We start from the raw sequence: 22,618 nt of genomic DNA, 5'->3' as shown, positions 1-22,618 counted from the left end.
CGGGTCGTCGTACCCGGCGTCGAGCGGCGCCCGGTCGAGGTCGAAGGCCACGGCTCACACCTCCGTTCCGGTGTCCTCGGTCACGCCCGCCCGCCGCCGGTAGGCCAGCACCAGCTCCGGCAGGGCCGGGCCGCGCGGCCTGCGACCCGGGCGGATGTCGGCCGACAGGGCCTTGACCTCCTGGATGTGGGAGTTGGGGTCGAGCGAGATGGCCGCCAGCTCGTTGGCCGCGTCGCCCGTGGCCAGCCCGTTGGGGCCGAAGTGGAACGGCAGCCCGATCTGGTGCAGGACCCTGCCGTCCAGATGCAGCGGGGCCATCCGGTCGGTGACCAGCACGCGGCCCTCGATGGCGCCGCGCGCGGTGATGATCGTGGCCCACTCGCCGTGCACGAGCCCGCGCTCGGCGGCCAGCTCGGGCGAGACCTCGCAGAACATCTCCGGCTGCAGCTCGGCCAGGTACGGCGTGTGCCGGCTCATGCCGCCCGCCGTGAAGTGCTCGGTCAGCCGGTACGTGGTCACCACGTACGGGTAGACCGACGCCCCCGGCTCCTCCCCGCTCGGCTGGTAACGGTTGGCCTCGTGCCGGTAGAGCTTGCGGGCCGGGTTGCGCTGCCGCCCGTACAGCGGGTTCGCGACCGGCGAGTCCTGGGGCTCGTAGTGGCTGGGCAGCGGGCCGTCCACCACGCCCGAGGGCGCGAACAGCCAGCCCTTGCCGTCGGCCTGCATGATGAACGGGTCGGTGCCCGACAACGCCGCCGGGCCCTGCGCCCCCGGCTCGGGCCGGTAGGACGGCGGCTTGTCCACCTCGAAGTCCGGCACGTCGAGCCCGGTCCAGCGGCCGGCCCCCTCGTCCCACCAGACGAGCTTCTTGCGCTCGCTCCACGGACGCCCGTCGGGCGCGGCCGAGGCCCGGTTGTAGAGCACCCGCCGGTTGGCCGGCCACGCCCACGCCCACCCGGCGGCCACCCAGTCCTGCTCGGCGGCCGGTTTACGGAGGGCGGCCCGGTTGACGCCGCCGGCGTACACGCCGCAGTAGATCCAGCAGCCGCACACCGTCGAGCCGTCGTCCTTGAGCTGGGTGTAGGCGTCGAGCGGGCGGCCCTCGGCGTCCCAGCCGTTGATCTCGGCGAGCACCGCCTCGGCGACCGGTTCGGCCGTCTCGCCCTCGACCGGGTAGTCCCAGGTGAGGTCGAGCAGGGGCCGGTCCATCGGGTCGGCGGAACCGGCCAGCTTCTGCCGGATGATCCGCCCGAGGTGGTACATGAACCACAGGTCGCTGCGCGCGTCGCCGTCCGGCTCGACGGCCCGGTGGTGCCACTGCAGCCAGCGGTTGGTGTTGGTGAAGCTGCCGCTCTTCTCGGTGTGGGCCGCGGCGGGGAAGAAGAACACCTCGGTGCCGATCTCGGACGTGGTCAGCTCGCCGGTCTCGATCTCGGGGCCGTCCTTCCACCAGGTGGCGCTCTCGATCAGGTTGAGGTCGCGCACCACCAGCCAGTCGAGCTGGGCCATGCCGAGGCGCTGCATCCGGGAGTTGGCCGAGCCCACGGCCGGGTTCTCGCCGAGCAGCAGGTAGCCCTTGCAGGTGCCGTCGAGCTGCGCCAGCACCGTGTCGTACGTGCTGTGCGAGCCCGTCAGGCGTGGCAGGTGGTCGAAGCGGAAGTCGTTGTCGCGCGTCGCGGCCGGCCCCCACCACGCCTTGAGCAGGCTCACCAGGTAGGCGGGCATGTTCGCCCAGAGGCCGCGGCAGGACGCGTCGGCGCGCAGGAAGTCGCGCAGCTTCTCGTGCTCGTGGGCGTGCGGCATCGGGATGTAGCCGGGCAGCAGGTTGAACAGCGTCGGGATGTCGCTGGAGCCCTGGATGCTGGCGTGCCCGCGCAGCGACTGGATGCCGCCGCCGGGGCGGCCGATGTTGCCGAGCAGGAGCTGCAGGATGCTGGCCGTGCGGATGAACTGCGCGCCGTCGCTGTGCTGCGTCCAGCCCACGGCGTAGACGAACTCGGCGGTCTTCTCGGGGCCGGAGTTCTCCGTCAGGTGCCGGCAGACCTGGGCGAACAGCTCCGGCGGCACCCCGCACACCCGCTGCACCATCTCCGGCGTGTAGCGGGCGAAATGGCGGCGCAGGACCTGCAGCACGCAGCGCGGGTGCCGCAGCGTCTCGTCCCGCCGCGGCTCGCCGCCGAGCGGGACGCCGGTGCCTCCCTGCACCTCGGGGCGGCCGGCCGGCATGCTGCCCGCCGGGCGGTCGTAGCCCTCGTCGCGCTCGCCGGAGGCCGCGATGGTGTGCATGCCCTCGTACTGCCAGGTGTCGTCCTCGTAGCAGCGGTTCTCGGCGTCGAAGCCGGAGAACAGGCCGTCGAGGTCCTCGGCGTCGCGGTAGTCCTCGCGCAGGATGGTCGCCGCGTTGGTGTAGTGCAGGACGTAGTCGCGGAAGAACAGCTCGTTCTCCAGCACATGGTTGACGATCGCGCCGAGGAAGGCCACGTCCGAGCCCGCCCTGATCGGCACGTGCAGGTCGGCCAGCGCGCTGGTACGGGTGAACCGCGGGTCCACGTGGATGACCACCGCGCCGCGCGCCTTGGCCTCCATCACCCACTGGAACCCGACCGGGTGCGCCTCGGCGAAGTTCGACCCCTGGATCAGCACGCAGTCGGAGTGCTGGAGATCCTGCAGGAACGTCGTGGCCCCGCCGCGCCCGAACGACGTGCCGAGCCCCACCACGGTCGAGCTGTGGCACACCCGCGCCTGGTTCTCGATCTGCACCACGCCGAGCGCGGTGAGCAGCTTCTTGATGAGGTAGTTCTCCTCGTTGTCCAGCGTCGCGCCGCCCAGGCTGGCGATGCCCATCGTGCGGGCCACCCGGCGGCCCTTGTTCTCCCACTCCCAGGTCGCCCGGCGGGTGGCGATGATCCGGTCGGCCACCATGTCCATGGCGGTCTCCAGGTCGAGCTCCCGCCAGTCGGCGGCGCCCGGCGGGCGGTGGAGCACCTTGCGCAGCCGGCCCGATCCGGTGGTGAGCTGGAGGCTGGAGGCCCCCTTCGGGCACAGCCGTCCCCTGCTGATCGGGGAATCGGGGTCGCCCTCGATGTGCACGACCTTCTCGTCGCGGACGTAGACGTTCTGGGCGCAGCCCACCGCGCAGTACGGGCACACCGACTTGACCACGCGGTCGGCGGCGGCCGTACGGGCCGGGTGCTCGCCCGTACGCGGCGACTTCACCGCCGCCGCCCGGCCGAGCCTGTCCTTGCCGGTGAGCTGCCGCAGCAGCGGCCAGGAGAACCCCATGCCGCTCACGCGCCCGTCTGGCGCATGCGCCGGTCGCTCCAGGCCCGCTCACGCATCCAGGCGTGCACGTCGCCGCGTTCGACCGGCCCGACCTCGCGCGGGTTGACCAGGTGCTGGGTGCGCCCGGCCAGCAGGCCCGGCCGTCCCCGCCGGCGCGCCACGGCGTCGCTCCCGTCGGCCGGCACGCCCGTCGCGATCAGGTACGCCCGCCCCGCGGGCACGCCCAGCAACCTGGCGATCTCGGCGTAGTCCAGCCCCTGCGACAGCAGCCGCAGCACCCGCTCCTTGCTCGGCATCGTGTTCCCCCCGGCGCCCGTGCCCCTGGTCTCCGTCCTCCCCCTCGCCGGAAGGAGGAAACCGAAGTGCCAGGTCAAAGGCATATTTTGGGGACAGGTGGGGTCAGGCCAGGCGGGCGGCGGCCTCCGCCCAGGCGCCGGTGTCGCCGGAGGGCTCGTACCGGCGCAACTCCTGCGAGGAGGCCACCAGGGCGCGCATCCCGGCCAGGTCGTCGACCAGCCCGGCCGCCCGCGCCTGCACCAGGACGTTGCCGAGCGCGGTCGCCTCGGCGGGCCCGGCCACGACCGGCAGGCCGCAGGCGTCGGCCGTGAACCGGCACAGCAGCTCGTTGCGCGACCCGCCGCCCACCAGGTGCACCACCTCGACCTCGCGGCCCGACAACTCCATCGCCTGCCGGATCGCGTGCCGGTGCCCCAGCGCCAGGCTCTCCAGCACGCAGCGCACGAAGCCCCCGGGCGTCGAGGGCGGCCGCTGCCCGGTGCGGCGGCACTCGGCCGCGATCCGCGCGGGCATGTCGCCCGGCGGCAGGAACGCGGGCAGGTCGGGGTCCACCACGGCGGCGAAGGGACGCTCGCGGGCCGCCGCCGCCAGCAGATCGTCGAGCGAGGAACCGGGCCAGGCCCGCAGGCACTCCTGCAACAGCCACAGCCCCATGACGTTGCGCAGGTAGCGGACGGTGCCGTCGATCCCCGCCTCGTTGGTGAAGTTGGCCGCCCGGCCCGCCTCGGTGAGCACGGGGGCGTCCAGCTCCACCCCGGCCAGCGACCAGGTGCCGCACGAGATGTAGGCGAAGGCGGGCCCGGCGGCCGGTACGGCGGCCACGGCCGAGGCGGTGTCGTGCGAGGCCACCGCCCGCACCGGCGCGGAGAAGCCGATCTCCGCCGCGACGTCGCGGCGCAGCCCGCCGACCGGCTCGCCGGGCTGCCGCAGCCGCGGGAAGATCCCCCCGGGCAGGCCCAGCCGGTCGATCAGCGGCGCCGCCCACGACCGGCTGCGCACGTCGAGCAGGCCCGTGGTCGAGGCGTTGGTCACCTCGGCGCCGAGCTCGCCGGTCAGCCAGTAGCCGATCAGGTCGGGCACGAGCAGCATCGTCGCGGCCCCGTCCAGCCGGTCGTCGGCCAGGAGCTGGTAGACGGTGTTGAACGGGAGCACCTGGAGCCCGGACACCGCGTACAGCGCCTCGGCCCCGATCGTCTCGGCCACCTGCCCGGCCACCCCCCGCGTACGGTCGTCGCGGTAGTGGACCGGGTTGCCGAGCAGCGCGCCGGCCTCGTCGAGCAGGCCGTAGTCGACGGCCCACGAGTCGACCCCGATCGAGCCGACCGGGCCGGCCGCGCGCAGGCCGGTCAGAATCTCCCGGTAGAGGCCCAGGACGTCCCAGTGGAGGCGGCCGGCCAGGCGGACCGGGCCGTTGGGGAAGCGGTGGACCTCGGACGTGGCGAGCCCGTCCGACAGGTCGGCGACCATCACCCGGCCGCTGGAGGCGCCCAGGTCCACGGCGGCGAATCGGCTCATTGGGTGGACTCCCTCGCGACCAGTTCGGGCTGGAACATGATGTGCTGGTGGGCGTGCTCGTCCGGGTTGTCGCACTCGTCCAGCAGCAGCTCGGTGGCGATGCGGCCGAGCTGGTACGTCGGCTGCCGCATCGAGCTGAGCGACACGGCGGAGGCGGCGGCGAAGTCGATGTCGTCGTAGCCCATCAGGGCCACGTCGTCGGGCACCCGTACCCCGGCGCGCAACAGGGCCCGCAGCACGCCCAGCGCGAGCAGGTCGTTGGCGCAGAACACGGCCTCGGGCAGGCCGTCCGCCATCAGCTCGGCCGCGGCCTGCTCACCCGCGCGGGCGGTCATCGCGGCCGCCTCGGCCACCCGCAGCGAACCCGGATCCAGCCCGGCCGCCACCAGCGCCTCCGCCGCGCCCCGCCGCCGCTCGGCGCACTGCCGGATGGTCAGCGGCCCGGTCACGTACGCGACACTGTGCCCACCGCCGTGCCCACCGCTGGGCCCGCCGCCGTGCCCACCCCTGGCGAGCAGGTGCGCCACCGCGGCCCGGCCGCCCGCGACGTCGTCCACCGCGACCGCGCACTGGTCGGGCCGGTGGGCCGGATGGTCGACGAGCACGACGCTGATGCCGCGCTCGCGCAGCCGGTCCAGCCGGGCCGGGTCCTCGCCCGAGGGGGTGATCAGCACGCCGCGCACCCGCTGCTCGGCCAGCACGCCCAGGTTGCGCTCCTCCTTGCCGGGGGAGCCCGCCGAGTTGCCGAGGATCACCGCGTAGCCCAGCTCGCTGGCGACGTCCTCGACCCCGGCGGCGACCTCGGTGAAGAACGGGTTGCCGATGTCGATGACGCTCAGGCCGATCGTCCTGCTGTGGCCGGCGCGCAGGGTCGAGGCCGAACCGTGCCGGACGAACCCCAGCTCCCGGATCGCGGCCTCCACCCGTTCGCGGGTCGCCGTGGCGACCTTCGCCGGTTTGTTCAGCACGTTGGAGACCGTGCCGGGGGAGACGCCGGCGCGGGCGGCGACGTCCTTGATGCTGACCATGGCCATGGCGCCACATTAAAACGTACCAACGCGATGTTCGCCAGTACCGCCCATCTGAGAGCCCAGGACGCATTGACAGCCGACGAATCTGATCGTAGTTTCCTCCGCGACGTATTAAAACGTTTTGAAGAGGGTGACCGTGCGACGCGTCTGCTTCTGGCTCAAGGTCCGTCCCGACCGGCTGGCGGAGTACCGCGAACGCCACTCGGCCGTCTGGCCGGACATGCTCGACGCGCTGCGCCGCGCCGGCTGGCACAACTACTCGCTCTTCCTGCGCGACGACGGCCTGCTCGTGGGCTACCTGGAGACCGCCGACTTCGAGGCGGCCAGGACGGCGATGGCCGCCACCGAGGTCAACGCCCGCTGGCAGGCCGAGATGGCGCCCTTCTTCGAAGATCTCGACGGCCGTCCCGACGAGGGCATGCGGCCGCTGGACGAAGTGTTCCACCTGGACTGATCGGGGAGTCATGACCACTGACATCAAGGCCGCCCTGCGCGCGCTGCACATCGAGACGCCGTCGTGGGCGTACGGCAACAGCGGCACCCGGTTCAAGGTGTTCGCGCAGCAGGGCGTGCCGCGCGACCCGTACGAGAAGCTGGCCGACGCCGCCCAGGTGCACGCCCACACCGGCGTCGCCCCCACGGTCGCCCTGCACATCCCCTGGGACAAGGTGGCCGACTACGGCCACCTGGCCGCCCACGCCCGCGAGCTGGGCGTCGGCATCGGGGCGATCAACTCCAACGTCTTCCAGGACGACGCCTACATGCTCGGCAGCGTCACCAACCCCGACCCCGCGGTCCGCCGCAAGGCGCTGGCGCACCTGCTGGAGTGCGTCGACATCATGGACGCCACCGGCTCGGCCACGCTCAAGCTGTGGTTCTCCGACGGCACCAACTACCCCGGCCAGGACGACATCCGCGCCCGCCAGGACCGCCTGTCCGAGGCCCTGGCCGCGGTGTACGCCCGGCTCGGCGAGGACCAGCGCTTCCTGCTGGAGTACAAGCTGTTCGAGCCCGCCTTCTACACCACCGACGTGCCCGACTGGGGCACCGCATACGCCCACTGCCTGAAGCTCGGCCCCAAGGCGCAGGTCGTCGTGGACACCGGCCACCACGCGCCGGGCGTCAACATCGAGTTCATCGTGGCGTTCCTGCTGCGCGAGGGGAAGCTCGGCGGCTTCGACTTCAACTCCCGCTTCTACGCCGACGACGACCTCATGGTGGGCGCGGCCGACCCGTTCCAGCTCTTCCGCATCATGTACGAGGTCGTGCGCGGGGGCGGCCTGGAGGCGGGCGTGGCGTTCATGCTCGACCAGTGCCACAACATCGAGCCCAAGATCCCCGGCCAGATCCGCTCGGTCATGAACGTCCAGGAGGCCACGGCCAAGGCGCTGCTGGTGGACCGGGACGCGCTGGCCGCCGCCCAGACCGGGGGAGACGTGCTGGGCGCGAACGCCGTGCTCATGGACGCCTACAACACCGACGTGCGGCCGCTGCTCGCCGAGCTGCGGGAGGAGACGGGCCTCGCGCCCGACCCGATGGCCGCGTACGCCAAGTCCGGATATTTCGAGAAAATCGCTGCCGAGCGCGTCGGCGGCACGCAGGCCGGCTGGGGGGCCTGACCACCATGCACGTCATCAACGAACTGCTGGGCCGCTCCCACCGCCTGGGCGCCGACCCGCGCAACACCAACTTCGCCGGCGGCAACACCTCCGCCAAGGGCCACGCCCCCGACCCGGTGACCGGCCAGGACGTCGAGCTGCTCTGGGTCAAGGGCTCGGGCGGCGACCTCGGCACGCTCAAGGAGGACGGCCTGGCCGTCCTGCGCCTGGACCGCCTGCGCGCGCTCGCCGCCGTCTACCCCGGCGTCGAACGCGAGGACGAGATGGTCGCCGCCTTCGACTACTGCCTGCACGGCCGGGGCGGCGCCGCCCCCTCGATCGACACCGCCATGCACGGCCTGGTCGAGGCCGCCCACGTGGACCACCTGCACCCCGACGCCGGGATCGCCCTGGCCACCGCCCGCGACGGCGAGGAGCTGACCCGGCGCGTCTTCGGCGACCGCGTGGTGTGGGTGCCCTGGCGGCGGCCCGGCTTCCAGCTCGGCCTGGACATCGCCGCCGTCAAGGAGGCCAACCCGCGGGCCATCGGGTGCGTGCTCGGCGGCCACGGCATCACCGCCTGGGGCGCCACCTCGCAGGAGTGCGAGGCCCGCTCCCTGGAGATCATCCGCACCGCCGAGGAGTACCTGGCCGCCAACGGCCGCCCCGACCCGTTCGGGCCGGTGATCCACGAGCCGCTGCCCGAGGGCGAACGGCACGCGCGGGCCGCCGCGCTGTTCCCGGTCGTGCGGGGGCTGGCCTCCTCCGACGCGCGGCAGGTCGGCCACTACACCGACAGCCCCGAGGTGCTGGACTTCCTCTCGCGGGCCGAGCATCCGCGCCTGGCCGCGCTCGGCACGTCCTGCCCCGACCACTTCCTGCGCACCAAGGTCGCCCCGCTGGTCCTGGACCTGCCGCCGGACGCGCCCCTGGACCAGGCGGTCGCCCGGCTGCGCGAGCTGCACGCCGCCTACCGCGCCGACTACACCGCCTACTACGAGCGCCACGCCACCCCGGACTCGCCGCCGATGCGCGGCGCGGACCCGGCGATCGTGCTGGTGCCCGGCGTCGGCATGTTCTCCTTCGGCAAGGACAAGCAGACCGCCCGCGTGGCCGGCGAGTTCTACGTCAACGCGGTCAACGTCATGCGCGGCGCCGAGTCCGTCTCGGCCTACGCGCCCATCCCTGAGTCGGAGAAGTTCCGGATCGAGTACTGGGAGCTGGAGGAGGCCAAGCTGCGCCGGATGCCGAAGCCGAAGCCGCTGGCCGGGCGGGTGGCGCTGGTCACCGGCGCGGGCTCGGGCATCGGCGCGGCGACCGCGCGGCGGCTGGCGGCCGAAGGGGCGTGCGTGGTGCTCGCCGACCGCGACCTGGCCGCCGCGGAGAAGGTCGCCGCCGAGATCGGCGCCGGGGCGTACCGGACGTCCGACGCCGCCGTGGCCGTGGGGGTGGACGTCACGTCCGAGGAGCAGGTGGTGGCCGCCGTACGGGCCGCCGTGCTCGCCTTCGGCGGCGTGGACCTGGTGGTGAACAACGCCGGTCTGTCGCTGTCGCGCTCCCTGCTGGAGACCAGCCTGGACGACTGGGACCTGCAGCACGACGTGATGGCCCGGGGCTCGTTCCTGGTCTCCCGCGAATGCGCCCGGGTGCTGATCGGCCAGGCGATGGGCGGGGACATCGTCTACATCTCCTCCAAGAACGCCGTCTTCGCCGGGCCGAACAACGTCGCCTACGGCGCGGCCAAGGCCGACCAGGCCCACCAGGTCCGCCTGCTGGCCGCCGAGCTGGGCGAGCACGGCGTCCGCGTCAACGGCGTCAACCCCGACGGCGTGGTGCGCGGCTCGGGCATCTTCGCCTCCGGCTGGGGCGCCAACCGCGCGGCGGTGTACGGCGTGGAGGAGGAGCGCCTGGGCGAGTTCTACGCCCGGCGCACCCTGCTCAAGCGCGAGGTCCTGCCCGAGCACGTGGCCGCCGCGGTCTACGCGCTCGCCGGGTCCGACCTGACCCACACCACGGGCCTGCACGTCCCGGTGGACGCGGGCGTCGCCGCCGCCTTCCTGAGATGACCCGTAGGCGGGCCGCCCTCCGGCGGCCCGCCGACCGCCTCTTCGCCGTCACGGGCCCGTGGCGGCGTCCTCACGAGTAGGCCGCGGCCATTCCCGCGATCGTCAGCACCAGCCCGGCGGCGGTGATCACGCAGCCCGCCGCCACGGCTGCCCGCCTGGCCCGCCGTCCCGCCCCGGCCCAGTAGAGGAGCACGTAGGGCAGGAACCCGATCCCGCCCAGCCCCACCCCGGGCAGGGCCGCCGCGGCCAGCACACCCCTGGTCCCCGCCGGCGCCGCCCGGTCGCCCTCGGGCGTGAGCTGCGCCCGCGTCACGTCGCCCGCCTCGGAGTCGGGGGAGGCGTCCACCGGGACGGCCGGGCCACCGGAGTCGGGCGTGAAGCGTCCCTTGCAGTCGTAACGCCCCTGGCCCAGGTCGGCGCAGGAGAGCACGGTCAGCGTCCCCGGCGTGCCAGTCCGGCCGGTCGCCAGCCGGAAGTCCGGGACGGAGAGCACCGCCGGCAGCACGCAGATCCCCACCCAGAGCAGCACGAGGACGGCGCGCCCGAACGGCCCGGGACCGCGCCCGCGCGACGGGGTGACGAAGGTGAGATCGGACAGGAAATCGCTCATGCCCGGCAGCATCCCGCCCGCCACTTGGGATTGGCCTGGAAAGGGCTGGGACATGCCCCTGTCACCGGCGCGGGCCGTCTCAGCTTGCATAATCATCCTCTTGAGTGCATCATCTTCACAAGCAAGGTCATGAGATAGGGTGCATGAATATGCAGGAGAGCCGGATGAGAGCAGCGATCGCGGGAGCCAGCGGCTATGCCGGAGGTGAGCTGCTCCGCCTCCTGCTCGGCCACCCCGGGTTCGAGATCGGCGCGCTCACCGCGGCCTCCAGCGCGGGCAGCCTCCTCGGCGCCCACCAGCCGCACCTGCCGCAGCTGGCCGACCGCGTCCTGGAGGAGACCACGCCCGGCGTGCTCGCCGGGCACGACGTGGTCTTCCTCGCGCTGCCGCACGGCCACTCGGCCGCCGTCGCCGCCGGGCTCGGCGAGGACACGATCGTGGTCGACTGCGGCGCCGACCACCGGCTCGCCGACCCCGCGGCCTGGCGCGAGTTCTACGGCGGCGACCACGCCGGCACCTGGCCCTACGGCCTGCCCGAGCTGCCCGGCCAGCGCGAGGTGCTCAAGCGGGCCCGGCGCATCGCCGTCCCCGGCTGCTACCCGACCTCGGTCCTGCTGGCCCTGTGGCCGGCCTTCGCCGCGGGCCTGGCCGGTCCCGACGTGGTCGTGGTGGCCGCCAGCGGCACCAGCGGCGCGGGCAAGGCGCTCAAGCCCAATCTGCTGGGCAGCGAGGTCATGGGCTCGGTCGGCGCGTACGGCGTGGGCGGCGTCCACCGCCACACGCCCGAGATGGAACAGGGGCTGTCCGCCGTCGCCGGCGCCCCCGTACGCGTCTCCTTCACCCCCACCCTGGCCCCCATGAGCCGCGGCATCCTGGCCACCTGCACCGCACCCGCCGCCCCCGGCCTCACCCGCGAGTCGCTGCGCACCGCCTACGAGGTCGCGCTGAAGGCCGAGCCGTTCGTCCGGCTCCTGCCCGAGGGCGTCTGGCCGGCCACCTCCATGACGTACGGCGCCAACACCGCCGCCCTTCAGGTGACGCTCGACGAGCGCGCCGGCCGCGTGGTCGCCGTCATCGCCATCGACAACCTCGCCAAGGGCACGGCCGGAGGCGCGATCCAGAGCGTCAACCTCGCCCTCGGCCTGCCGGAAGAGCTCGGCCTTCCCCTGACAGGAGTAGCACCATGAGTGTCACCGCCCCCTTGGGCTTCCGGGCCGCGGGCGTCGCCGCGGGCATCAAGTCCGGCGACGCCCGTGATCTGGCCCTCGTCGTCAACGACGGCCCCAGCCGCGCCGCCGCGGGCGTCTTCACCGCCAACCGCGTCAAGGCCGCCCCCGTGCTGTGGTCGCAGCAGGTCCTGGCGGGCGGGCGGCTGCGCGCGGTGGTGCTCAACTCCGGCGGCGCCAACGCCTGCACCGGGCCCGAGGGCTTCCAGGACACCCACGCCACCGCCGAGAAGGTCGCCGAGGTCATCGGCGACAGCGCGGGCGAGATCGCGGTCTGCTCCACCGGGCTGATCGGCGAGCGGCTGCCGATGGAGGCCCTGCTGACCGGCGTCCAGACCGCCGCCGGCCAGCTCTCCCGCGACGGCGGGCTGGCCGCGGCCGACGCCATCCGCACCACCGACACCGTCTCCAAGATCTCCTTCAAGCGGGCCGACGGCTACATGGTCGGCGGCATGGCCAAGGGCGCCGGCATGCTCGCCCCCGCCCTGGCCACCATGCTCTGCGTGATCACCACCGACGCCGACCTGACCAGCGAGGAGCTCGACACCGCGCTGCGCGCCGCCACGGCCACGACCTTCGACCGACTCGACTCCGACGGCTGCATGTCCACCAACGACACCGTGCTGCTGCTGGCCAGCGGCGCCGCCGGGGTCAGGCCCGACCTGGCCGAGTTCGGGCAGAAGGTGCAGGAGGTCTGCGCCGACCTGGCCAGGCAGCTCCTCGTGGACGCCGAGGGCGCCTCCAAGGCGATCGCCGTCGAGGTCGTCGGCGCCGCCACCGAGGACGACGCCGTCGAGGTGGGCCGCACGGTCGCCCGTTCCAACCTGCTCAAATGCGCCATCCATGGCGAGGACCCCAACTGGGGCCGCGTCCTGGCCGCCGTCGGCACGACGAAGGCCGCCTTCGAGCCCGACCGCGTCAACGTCGCCATCAACGGCATCTGGATCTGCCGCGACGGCTCCGTCGGCGACGACCGGTCCAAGGTGGACATGCGCCCTCGCGACGTGACGATCACCATCGACCTGTCGGCCGGCCGCCACAGCGCCACGATCCACACCACGGACCTGACCGCCGAGTACGTCCACGAGAACTCGGCGTACTCCTCATGAGGGCCGTCACCGCGGCGACCAAGGCCGAGGCGCTGATCGAGGCGCTGCCCTGGCTGACCCGCTTCCACGGCGCGACCGTCGTCGTCAAGTACGGCGGCAACGCCATGACCGACGAGTCCCTCAAGGAGGGCTTCGCCGAGGACGTCGTGTTCCTGCACCACGCCGGCCTGCGCCCGGTGGTCGTCCACGGCGGCGGCCCGCAGATCAGCAGCGCCCTCGACCGGCTCGGCATCGAGTCCACCTTCACCGCCGGCCTGCGCGTCACCACGCCCGAGGCCATGCAGGTCGTCAGGATGGTCCTGGTCGGCCAGGTGGGCCGCGACATCGTCGGCCTGGTCAACCGGCACGGCCCGTTCGCGGTCGGCATGTCCGGCGAGGACGCGGGCCTGTTCACCGCCGAGCGCAAGCCCGCCATCGTCGACGGCGAGCCGGTGGACATCGGCCAGGTCGGCGAGATCGTCAAGGTCGACCCGGGCGCCGTGCGCGCGCTGATCGACGACGGCCGCATCCCGGTCGTCTCCAGCGTCGCCACCGGCACCGACGGAGAAATCTACAATGTAAATGCGGACACCGCGGCCGCCGCGCTGGCCGTGGCGCTGGGGGCGCAGAAGCTGATCGTCCTCACCGACGTCGAGGGCCTGTACGCCAACTGGCCCGACGACACCGACGTGATCGACCAGCTCGACGCCGACGAGCTGGAGAAGCTGCTGCCCACCCTGTCCAGCGGCATGGTGCCCAAGATGGAGGCGTGCCTGACCGCCGTGCGCGGGGGAGTGCCCCAGGCGCACGTCCTCGACGGCCGCGTGCCCCACTCGATGCTGCTGGAAATCTTCACCAACGAAGGAATCGGAACCATGGTGATGCCCTCATGAGCCTCCACGAGCGGTTCGAGCAGGCGTTCATGCCCAACTACGGCGTCCCCCCGATCGCCCTGGCCCGCGGCGAGGGCACCCGCGTCTGGGACGTCGACGGCAAGGAGTACCTCGACTTCATCGGCGGCATCGCGGTCAGCTCGCTCGGCCACGCCCACCCCGCCCTGGTCGAGGCGGTCTCCAAGCAGGTCGCCACGCTCGCCCACACCAGCAACCTGTTCCTGCACGAGCCCGAGGTGCTGCTCGCCGAGCGGCTGCTCGACCTGCTCAACGCCCCCGCCCGGATCTTCTTCGCCAACTCCGGCACCGAGGCCAACGAGGCCGCCTACAAGCTCGCCGTCAAGTACGGCAGGCGCGAGGGCCGCTCCTACTTCGTCGCCGCCGAGAACGGCTTCCACGGCCGGACGATCGGCGCCCTGTCGCTGACCGGCAAGAAGGCCATCCGCGACCAGTTCGGCCCGTTCCCCGTGGACGTGCGCTTCGTCCCGTACGGCGACGCCGACGCGCTCAAGGAGGCCGTGACCGGCGACTGCATCGCGGTGTTCCTGGAGCCGACGCAGGGCGAGGCCGGCGTGGTCCCGCCGCCCGAGGGCTACTTCGAGGCCGCCCGCGAGATCTGCGACGCCACCGGCGCGCTGCTGGTCGCCGACGAGATCCAGTCGGCGATCGGCCGTACCGGCCACTGGTTCGCCCACCAGGCCGACGGCGTCACGCCCGACATCCTGACCCTGGCCAAGGGGCTCGGCGGCGGCCTGCCGATCGGCGCGTGCGTCGGGTTCGGCGAGGTGGGCCGGCTGTTCGACAAGGGCGACCACGGCTCGACGTTCGGCGGCAACCCGGTCTCGTGCGCGGCGGCGCTGGCCGTGCTGGACAACCTCGACCTCGACCACGTCAAGTCGGTGGCCGCCGGGCTGCGCGGCGGCCTGGAGGCGATCCGCCACCCGCTGCTGAAGGGCGTGCGCGGGCGCGGCCTGTGGCTGGGCGTCGTCCTGAAGGAGGAGCGTTCGGCGCGCGTGCAGCAGGCCGCCGCCGAGGCGGGCTTCCTGGTCAACGCCCTCCAGCCGGACGCCGTACGCCTCGCGCCGCCGCTGGTGGTCACCCACGAGGAGGTGAACGCCTTCGTCGAGGCGTTCCCCGCGATCCTCGAGGAGGCGTCGGCGTGACCCGGCACCGCGCGGACCCGGCGCAGGTCAGACACTTCTTGCGGGATGACGACCTGACGCCGGAGGAGCAGGCGGAGGTCCTCGACCTGGCCGCCGCGATGAAGAAGGACCGGTTCGGCTACCGGCCGTTCGAGGGCCCCAAGACCGTCGCCGTCCTGTTCGACAAGCCCTCGGCCCGCACCCGCGTCTCCTTCCACACCGGCATCGGCGAGCTCGGCGGCCTGCCGCTCGTCGTGGACAACGTCGCGGTGCTGATGGGCAGGGGCGAGCCCACCGCCGACATCGCCCGCGTGCTCGACCGACAGGTGGCCGCGATCGTGTGGCGCACCACCGGGCAGCGGCTCGTCGAGGAGATGGCCGCCGCCTCCGCGGTCCCGGTCGTCAACGCGCTCACCGACGACTTCCACCCCTGCCAGATCCTCGCCGACCTGCAGACCGTCCGCGAGCGGCTGGGCGGCACGGCCGGGCTGAGGCTGACGTACGTCGGCGACGGCGCCAACAACATGGCCCACTCCTACCTGCTCGGCGGCGCCACGGCCGGCATGCACGTACGGATCGCCGCCCCGGCCGGCTACCAGCCCGACGCCGTGATCCTCGGCCAGGCCGCCGACGTCGCGGCCAGGACCGGCGGATCGGTGGCCGCGACGACCGACCCGGCCGAGGCCGTCCAGGGGGCGCACGTGATCGCCACCGACACCTGGGTGTCGATGGGGCAGAGCGGCAAGGAGGAGCGGGCGGCCGCGTTCTCGCCGTACCAGGTGAACGCCGAGCTGCTGGCGCACGCCGCGCCCGAGGCGATCGTCCTGCACTGCCTGCCCGCCTACCGCGGCAAGGAGATCACCGCCGACGTCCTCGACGGCCCGGCCAGCGTCGTGTGGGACCAGGCGGAGAACCGGCTGCACGCGCAGAAGGCCCTGCTCCACTGGCTGGTGGCGCGCGGATGACCATCCCGATGACCAAGGCCGCGCGGCAGGCGAAGATCACCGACCTGCTGCAACGCAAGGCCGTGCGCTCCCAGCCCGAGCTGGCCAAGCTGCTGGCCGAGAGCGGCGTCGAGGTCACCCAGGCCACCCTCTCCCGCGACCTCGACGAGCTCGGCGCGCTCAAGCTGCGCGCCGACGACGGCTCCCTGGTGTACGCGCTGCCCGGCGAGGGCGGCGACCGCATCCCGCTCACCAGGACCGGCGGCGGCGAGACCCCGGCGGCGCGACTGCACCGCATCGCCGAGGAACTGCTCGTGGCCGCCGACGCCTCGGCCAACCTGGTCATGGTCAGGACCCCGCCGGGCGCCGCCCAGTTCCTCGCCTCCGCCATCGACCACGCCGACTGGGAGTCCATCCTCGGCACGGTCGCGGGCGACGACACGATCCTCGTCATCAGCCGCGATCCGACGGGCGGCCAGGCCGTCGCGGAGGCGCTGCTGCGCGTGGCGGACCGGCGTGGTTAGCCCGGTCGCCGGGATCGCGGTCGCCCCTGACGCCAAGAAGGGTTGAGTTGCACTATGGTCGCGTGGGAAATGGAGGAGATGACGGTGAGTGATGGCAAGCCGATGCGGCTGTGGGGCGGACGCTTCGAGAGCGGTCCGTCCGACGCGCTGGCCCGGCTGTCGGTGAGCGTGCACTTCGACTGGCGGCTGGTGCCGTACGACCTGGCGGCGTCCAGGGCGCACGCCCGCGTGCTGCACAGGGCGGGGCTGCTCAGCGACGACGAGCTCGAGCGCATGATCGGCGCGCTCGACGACCTGGAGGCCGCCTGCAAGGCGGGCGAGTTCCGCCCGACCGTGGCCGACGAGGACGTGCACACCGCGCTGGAACGCGGCCTGCTGGAGCGGCTCGGCTCGCTCGGCGGCAAGCTGCGCGCGGGCCGAAGCCGCAACGACCAGATCGCCACCGACCTGCGCCTCTACCTCCGCGACCACGTGCGCAGCATCGTCTCCCGCCTGGTCGAGCTGGAGACCGCGCTGATGGCCCAGGCCGAGCAGCACGCCGAGACCGCCGCGCCGGGCATGACGCACCTGCAGCACGCCCAGCCCGTCTCCTTCGGCCACCAGCTCCTGGCCCACGTCCACGCCTTCACCCGCGACATCGACCGTCTCACCGACTGGGACAAGCGCGCCGCGGTCTCCCCGCTCGGCTCCGGCGCCCTGGCGGGCTCCTCGCTGCCGCTCGACCCGCAGGCCGTGGCCGAGGAGCTGGGCTTCTCCGCCGCCGCGCCCAACTCGATGGACGCCGTCGCCGACCGCGACTTCGCCGCCGAGTTCCTGTTCGACGCGGCGATGATCGGCGTGCACCTGTCGCGGCTGGGCGAGGAGATCGTCCTGTGGGCCTCGCAGGAGTTCCGCTGGATCGAGATGGACGACGCCTACTCCACCGGCTCGTCGATCATGCCCCAGAAGAAGAACCCCGACGTCGCCGAGCTGGCCCGCGGCAAGTCCGGACGCCTGATCGGCAACCTGATGTCGATGCTGACCACGCTCAAGGGCCTGCCGCTGACCTACAACCGCGACCTTCAGGAGGACAAGGAGCCGGTGTTCGACTCGGTCGACACGCTGCTGCTCGTCCTGCCCGCGATGGCCGGCCTGGTCGCGACCATGCGCGTCAACACCGCCCGCATGGAGGCCTCGGCGCCCGACGGGTTCGCCCTGGCCACCGACCTGGCCGAGCTGCTGGTGCGGCGCGGCGTGCCGTTCCGCGACGCGCACGAGGCCGTCGGCCACCTGGTGGTCTGGTGCCAGGTCAACGACAAGGACCTCGGCGACCTGAGCGACGACGAGCTGGCCAAGGTCTCGCCGCACCTGACGCCCGACGTCCGCGACGTGCTCAACGTGCCCGGCGCGCTGGCGGCCCGCAAGGCCCACGGCGGCACCGCGCCCGACCGCGTACGCGACCAGCTCGTCGCCCTGCGCGAGGCGGTCGACGCGCAGGCGGCATGGGCCTCGGGAAGCTGAGCGCCGCGCCGCTGCCGCGGAGTTTCTTCGACCGGCCCTCGCACGAGGTCGCGCCCGACCTGCTCGGGCGCGTCCTCGTGCACGGCCCGGTCGCCGTCCGCCTCACCGAGGTCGAGGCGTACGGCGGCCCCGGCGAGGACCCGGCGGCCCACACCTACCGCGGCAGGACCCCCCGCAACGCCGTCATGTTCGGCCCGCCCGGCCACCTGTACGTGTACTTCACCTACGGCATGCACTTCTGCGCGAACCTCGTCTGCCTGCCCGAGGGCCACGGCTCGGCCGTGCTGGTCCGCGCCGGCGAGATCGTCGCCGGCCTCGACGAGGCCCGCACCCGCCGCACCCCCGCCCCGGCCTCCGACGCGGGACGGGCCACCGCGGCCGGACGTGCCAGGGGCGTGCCGGACCGCGACCTGGCCCGCGGCCCCGCCAGGCTGGCCGTCGCGCTGGGCCTGCTGCGCGAGCACAACGGCCTCGACGCGATCTGGGAAGGCTCACCCACCGCCCTGCCGCCCCTCACCGGGACCCCCGGGAACGCCGGAAACCCCGAGAACCCTGGGATTGCCGGGCATCCCGGCCCCGGACCGGAGCACGCCACCTGGCTCACCGGCCTGCCCCACGGCTCGGCCGCCGTCCTCGAAGGCCGGCCCGCCGACCCCGGCACGATCAGGTCAGGCCCGCGCACCGGCGTCTCGACCGCCAAGGAGACCCCGTGGCGGTTCTGGATCGACGGCGACCCGACCGTCTCGCCGTACCGGGTTCACGTGCCGCGCCGGCGCAGCTCCGCGGCCACCTCGGTGGGGGAGACCCCCAGCTCGTGAGCGCTGAAGACGTGCAGGTGGTCGCCGGTGTCGATCTCCAGCATCTCGCTGCGCAACCCGAACCGCCTGCGCACGTCCACCTTGACGTCCTCGACCGCCTCCCACGGCACGTGCCGCCGCCCGGCGAACCCGTGCACCACCGTGATCCCGTCCGCGTCGGCGGCCAGCCGCACCGGCACCAGCAGGTCGCGCAGCCCCATCCCGCCCACCAGAACGGCCGCCGGCACCGCCAGGATCACCCCGCGCACGTCCCCGGCCACCCACCAGAAGACGGCGAGCCCGGCGCACGCCAGAGCCCCTAAGATCTTGAAAACGGCCAGCTCCCGACGGACCCTCCACATGGACACCGAGCGTATCCAAGTGGCGCGCAGGCGCACTGATCGGGCAGGCTAAAGGCACCGACATCCGACTCAGGGAAGCCACATCACCGTGACCGACATCATCGACGACCTCGCGTGGCGAGGATTGATCGCCCAGTCCACCGACATCGACGCCCTGCGGGCGTCCATGGCCAAGGCGCCGATCACGGCCTATTGCGGTTTCGACCCCACCGCGCCGTCCCTGCACGTCGGTCACTTCGTGCCGCTGCTCACGCTGAGCCGCCTCCAGCTCGCCGGGCACAACGTGATCGGCCTGGTCGGCGGAGCCACCGGCCTGATCGGCGACCCCAGCGGACGCAACACCGAGCGCTCGCTCAACTCCAGCGAGATCGTCGCCGAGTGGGTCGAGCGCCTGCGCGGCCAGGTCGGCAAGTTCCTCGACTTCGACGCGGCGGCCAACCCGGCGCGCCTGGTCAGCAACCTCGACTGGACCGGCGAGCTGAGCGCCATCGACTTCCTGCGCGACATCGGCAAGCACTTCCCGGTCAACCGCATGCTGGCCAGGGAGTCGGTCTCGGCCCGGCTGGCGGGGGAGGGGCTCAGCTACACCGAGTTCAGCTACCAGATCCTGCAGTCCAACGACTTCCTTGAGCTGTTCCGCCGCTACAACTGCACGCTGCAGCTCGGCGGCAGCGACCAGTGGGGCAACATCACGGCGGGCGCCGACCTGATCCGCCGCGTCGAGGGCGGCCACGTGCACGTCCTCACCCAGCCGCTGATCACCAAGGCCGACGGCACCAAGTTCGGCAAGACCGCCGGCGGCGCCCTGTGGCTCGACCCCGAGATGACCTCCCCGTACGCCTTCTACCAGTACTTCCTCAACTCCGACGACCGCGACGTGATCCACTACCTGAAGGTGTTCACGTTCCGCGGCCGTGAGGAGATCGAAGAGCTGGAGAAGGCGGTCGCCGAGCGTCCCTTCGCGCGCGAGGCCCAGCGCACGCTGGCCGAAGACCTGACCGAGCTGCTCCACGGCCGCGCCGAGCTGGAGGCGGTCGTGGCCGCGTCGAAGGCGCTGTTCGGTCAGGGCTCGCTGGACGAGCTGCCCGCCGCCACCCTGGAGGCCGCCCTGGCGGAGGTCCCCAAGGCCACCGTCACCGAGCTCGGCGCGACCTTCGTCGACCTGCTGGCCGACAGCGGCCTGGTCGAGTCGAAGTCGGCGGCCAGGCGCGCGGTCAAGGAGGGCGGCGCGTACTTGAACAACGTCAAGATCACCGACGAGGCGTACGTGCCGGGGGCGTCCGACCTGCTGGCGGGCCGGTTCATGGTGCTGCGCCGCGGCAAGAAGTCGATCGGTGGCGTCGAGGTCGCCTGACCCCGTAACGGCGAGGCGGGTCCTTCGGGGCCCGCCTCCGTCATTTCCGCTCGAACAGGGCCACCGTCAGCCCCGGCAGGTCCGCCGAGTGCTTGACCGACACGGCCTCGAACCCCGCCCGCCGCACCTGCGCCACCCGCGGCACGGAGTCGCCCTGCAACCCCGCCTGCTTGGTGCCGCGCCACACCACCCACACCCGCTCGCGCCCCTCCAACGCCGCCGCGACCTCCGACCTTTCCGGAAAGCCGAAGCCGTCGGGCTCGGGCGCTTCACCCGTCTTCAGCACGTCGTCGGGCATCGCGGAGTCCGCGTAGTAGCCGAATCCGGCCCGCAGCTGGCTCTGCCCGTACACGATCGCGTCCCCGGGCTCGGCCCTGACCACCCGCAACGCCCACGGGATGTTCTCGAACCGCCCGTTCTCCTCGCGTACCGTCAGGTGGTCCGGGACCGCGAGCAGGCCCCCCACCAGCACGATCGCCACCCCCGCCGGCACCGGGAAACGCGGCACCGCCGCCACGGCCACCCCCGCCAGCAGCGCCAGCGCCGGCGCCGTCACGAACAGATACCGGTCCACGTACGCGGGCGTCACCAACTGCGAGACCGCGAGCAGCAACAGCGGCGGCAACACCAGCCACCCCACCCCCGCGACAGCCCACCGGCCCCCCTCTCCGAACCCCCGACCCCGCGAACGCCCCTCGTCCTGTCGCACCCGTCCGTGCTCCGACGAATGCTCCTCGTCCCCCCGCACCGGATCCCGGCCCGCCGTCGACCTCCACATCACCACCGCCCCGGCCATCGCGACCGCGAACAGCAGCACCCCGAGCCCGGCCGAGCCCGCCGCCATCTTGGGGAACTTGAGCCACACCTCCGGCCCCCGCTGCGGGATCCAGCTGATCGCATGCCGCTCCCCGAACCCGACCAGCCCCAGCACGACCGCGGGCAGCCCTCCGACCCCCAGCGCCACCGCCATCCGCACCAGCTGCCCACGCCGGGCAGGCGCCAGATGCGCGGGCAGCGCGAGCACCGCGAACAGATGCGTGCAGCACACCAGCGCCACCGCCACCCCGTACGCTACCCACCGCCGCCCACCCGGACGCTCCACCGCCCGATGCAGCGCCCAGAACGAGAACACCACCGCGGCCGCCGCGAACGCATACGACCTGGCGAAAGCCCCGTAATAGGAAACGGACGGCAGGATCGCGAACAGCGCCGCCCCGATCACCCCCGCCCGCACACTGTGCAGCCGCCGCCCGAGGTCAGCGAGAAACCAGGCCGCCACGCCGATCGCCACCGCCGACGGCAACCGCAACCACAGCTCAGCCGTGCCCGCCTTCACCCAGAAGTGCATGAACAGGTAGTACGGCAGGAAGTGCCCGTCGATGTTCTGGCCCAACTCCCACAACCCCGGCAGCGACCGGGAAGCCGCACTGATGGTCGCCAGCTCGTCACCGTTCAAGGTGGCCGCCCCCGACCCCGAGAACGCCACCGCCCCCGCGACCAAAGCCATCCACCAAGGGGCGGAGGAGCGGGAGCGGATCGCCGGCGGGGCAGAGGGAACGATTGTGGCGGCAGTGGTCACCGGGGCAGAATACGCGCCCCTACGAACGCCCGTCCGCGCCACTGACGGCCCGTGTCCGCGAGGGCGCCGTCGCCTGTCACCACCTCAAGCAAGAGCCCGTCCGACGCCGGGCGCGCCGGCCTGGCACCGACCCCCTGCTGTGCAACCCGACGAACACCACATATCAGGACGCCGTGCGCTACGCATCCTCGTGCTCCCCCGCAGAAGGCCCTCGACGAACCGTCCCAACTTTGCTGATGCCGACCACATCCGAGCCGACCCCGCCCACCCTCTACCGACGCCCCACCGCACTCTTCACTCGTGCATCGCCGGCCCGCCACGAACACCGTCACCCCCCGATCCGCCCCACATTCCGCCGTGTCCCCGTCCGGCGATTTGACGTGTCGCGGATCGCGACCTAATCTTTCACTTCGTCCCCGGAGCGAGCCGGACGCCGACAGGCGGACGGGCTCCAGGACAAGCCCCTTGAGATGACAAGCCACCTCGGTCGAGGCGCTTCAACGCGCTTTGGCATGGGTTGTCTTCAGGCGCCCGAAGCACGCCGAATAATCGGTTGATTCGACAGGTGCCGGATGACACGGTAAGTTACGAGGGTTGCCTCGGAAGCGAGGCATCCAATCCTACGCAGGTTTGGCCCGGTTTGTTCAAGTCTCCGGATTTGACACAAAATCGGCGGACTTGCTAAGATGGAAAAGACGAAATGAGCGCCTCCGAGCGGGGATCCGGGAACGGGTTCTGGTGAGGAAGTACGCGTCCGTTTCTTGAGAACTCAACAGTGTGTTAAAAGCCAGTGCATGAATTACATGCATA

The 22,618-nt window shown here is 72.6% G+C and carries 19 protein-coding genes; 12 read left to right on the top strand and 7 right to left on the bottom strand.

Translation table 11 applies throughout. The features are described from left to right. Positions 1–54 precede the first annotated feature (54 nt). From fdh to ACIHAD_RS32720, 4 genes are all read right to left on the bottom strand, one after another. Positions 55–3,282, bottom strand: coding sequence for a formate dehydrogenase (gene fdh / locus ACIHAD_RS32735; protein ID WP_397358765.1), 3,228 nt, complete (start codon positions 3,280–3,282; stop codon positions 55–57). A 5-nt stretch (positions 3,283–3,287) separates the two neighbouring features. Beyond that, positions 3,288–3,578, bottom strand: a complete 291-nt coding sequence (locus tag ACIHAD_RS32730) for a hypothetical protein (RefSeq protein ID WP_357986058.1) — start codon at positions 3,576–3,578, stop codon at positions 3,288–3,290. Between the two features lie 103 nt (positions 3,579–3,681). Next, on the bottom strand, positions 3,682–5,094 hold the full coding sequence (locus ACIHAD_RS32725) for a rhamnulokinase family protein (RefSeq protein WP_397358559.1): 1,413 nt from the start codon (positions 5,092–5,094) through the stop codon (positions 3,682–3,684). Beyond that, entirely contained in the window at positions 5,091–6,128 is a 1,038-nt protein-coding gene (locus ACIHAD_RS32720) for a LacI family DNA-binding transcriptional regulator (RefSeq protein ID WP_397358558.1), read from the bottom strand. Before ACIHAD_RS32720 ends, ACIHAD_RS32725 begins: the two co-directional genes overlap by 4 nt. A gap of 133 nt (positions 6,129–6,261) precedes the next feature. On the opposite strand from ACIHAD_RS32720, the gene ACIHAD_RS32715 reads away from it, so the two are divergent. Genes ACIHAD_RS32715 through ACIHAD_RS32705 form a run of 3 tightly spaced genes read left to right on the top strand, consistent with a single transcriptional unit; the run spans position 6,262 to position 9,789 of the window. Next, on the top strand, positions 6,262–6,579 hold the full coding sequence (locus ACIHAD_RS32715; RefSeq protein ID WP_397358557.1) for an L-rhamnose mutarotase: 318 nt from the start codon (positions 6,262–6,264) through the stop codon (positions 6,577–6,579). 10 nt (positions 6,580–6,589) lie between these two features. Beyond that, positions 6,590–7,744, top strand: coding sequence for an L-rhamnose isomerase (gene rhaI / locus ACIHAD_RS32710; RefSeq protein WP_397358556.1), 1,155 nt, complete (start codon positions 6,590–6,592; stop codon positions 7,742–7,744). 5 nt (positions 7,745–7,749) lie between these two features. Next, positions 7,750–9,789: a bifunctional aldolase/short-chain dehydrogenase gene (locus ACIHAD_RS32705; protein ID WP_397358555.1), complete on the top strand. Its 2,040-nt coding sequence runs from the start codon at positions 7,750–7,752 to the stop codon at positions 9,787–9,789. Positions 9,790–9,859: 70 nt separating this feature from the next. Here ACIHAD_RS32705 and ACIHAD_RS32700 read toward each other — a convergent pair whose 3' ends face one another. After that, a complete protein-coding gene (locus ACIHAD_RS32700; protein WP_397358554.1) occupies positions 9,860–10,399 on the bottom strand; it encodes a hypothetical protein in 540 nt (179 codons plus the stop codon). A gap of 164 nt (positions 10,400–10,563) precedes the next feature. Here ACIHAD_RS32700 and argC point away from each other — a divergent pair, with 164 nt between their 5' ends. The 8 genes from argC to ACIHAD_RS32660 all read left to right on the top strand — a co-directional run bounded on the left by argC (position 10,564) and on the right by ACIHAD_RS32660 (position 18,534). Further along, positions 10,564–11,586 carry an N-acetyl-gamma-glutamyl-phosphate reductase gene (gene argC, locus ACIHAD_RS32695; protein ID WP_397358553.1) on the top strand — a complete coding sequence of 341 codons (1,023 nt, stop codon included), beginning with the start codon at positions 10,564–10,566 and terminating at the stop codon, positions 11,584–11,586. Beyond that, positions 11,583–12,734, top strand: coding sequence for a bifunctional glutamate N-acetyltransferase/amino-acid acetyltransferase ArgJ (gene argJ, locus ACIHAD_RS32690; protein WP_397358552.1), 1,152 nt, complete (start codon positions 11,583–11,585; stop codon positions 12,732–12,734). The genes argC and argJ overlap by 4 nt, the downstream gene beginning before the upstream one ends. Next, positions 12,731–13,606 carry an acetylglutamate kinase gene (gene argB, locus ACIHAD_RS32685; protein ID WP_397358551.1) on the top strand — a complete coding sequence of 292 codons (876 nt, stop codon included), beginning with the start codon at positions 12,731–12,733 and terminating at the stop codon, positions 13,604–13,606. The genes argJ and argB overlap by 4 nt, the downstream gene beginning before the upstream one ends. Further along, positions 13,603–14,769, top strand: a complete 1,167-nt coding sequence (locus tag ACIHAD_RS32680) for an acetylornithine transaminase (RefSeq protein ID WP_397358550.1) — start codon at positions 13,603–13,605, stop codon at positions 14,767–14,769. Before argB ends, ACIHAD_RS32680 begins: the two co-directional genes overlap by 4 nt. Next, entirely contained in the window at positions 14,766–15,713 is a 948-nt protein-coding gene (gene argF, locus ACIHAD_RS32675; protein ID WP_397358549.1) for an ornithine carbamoyltransferase, read from the top strand. The genes ACIHAD_RS32680 and argF overlap by 4 nt, the downstream gene beginning before the upstream one ends. Continuing rightward, positions 15,710–16,216, top strand: coding sequence for an arginine repressor (locus tag ACIHAD_RS32670; RefSeq protein ID WP_397358547.1), 507 nt, complete (start codon positions 15,710–15,712; stop codon positions 16,214–16,216). The genes argF and ACIHAD_RS32670 overlap by 4 nt, the downstream gene beginning before the upstream one ends. A gap of 78 nt (positions 16,217–16,294) precedes the next feature. Next, entirely contained in the window at positions 16,295–17,716 is a 1,422-nt protein-coding gene (gene argH, locus ACIHAD_RS32665) for an argininosuccinate lyase (protein ID WP_397358546.1), read from the top strand. Continuing rightward, positions 17,698–18,534, top strand: a complete 837-nt coding sequence (locus ACIHAD_RS32660) for a DNA-3-methyladenine glycosylase (RefSeq protein ID WP_397358545.1) — start codon at positions 17,698–17,700, stop codon at positions 18,532–18,534. Before argH ends, ACIHAD_RS32660 begins: the two co-directional genes overlap by 19 nt. Here the strand turns inward: ACIHAD_RS32660 and ACIHAD_RS32655 are convergent. Then, positions 18,474–18,875, bottom strand: coding sequence for a PH domain-containing protein (locus ACIHAD_RS32655; protein WP_397358544.1), 402 nt, complete (start codon positions 18,873–18,875; stop codon positions 18,474–18,476). The genes ACIHAD_RS32660 and ACIHAD_RS32655 overlap by 61 nt on opposite strands. Positions 18,876–18,963: 88 nt before the next feature. Between ACIHAD_RS32655 and tyrS the strand changes: the two genes are divergently transcribed. Then, positions 18,964–20,229 (top strand): tyrosine--tRNA ligase, encoded by a 1,266-nt coding sequence (gene tyrS, locus ACIHAD_RS32650; RefSeq protein WP_397358543.1) that lies wholly within the window; start codon positions 18,964–18,966, stop codon positions 20,227–20,229. Between the two features lie 40 nt (positions 20,230–20,269). Here the strand turns inward: tyrS and ACIHAD_RS32645 are convergent, their stop codons facing one another. Beyond that, complete coding sequence (locus tag ACIHAD_RS32645; RefSeq protein ID WP_397358542.1) at positions 20,270–21,736, bottom strand: glycosyltransferase family 39 protein; 1,467 nt, start codon at positions 21,734–21,736, stop codon at positions 20,270–20,272. Positions 21,737–22,618 lie beyond the last annotated feature (882 nt).

This window comes from Nonomuraea sp. NPDC052265, assembly GCF_044547985.1.
In the GTDB taxonomy this organism is placed as follows: Bacteria; Actinomycetota; Actinomycetes; order Streptosporangiales; family Streptosporangiaceae; genus Nonomuraea.
Note: the sequence above shows the minus strand (reverse complement) of the source record. Positions and strands in the feature narration are given on the sequence as shown.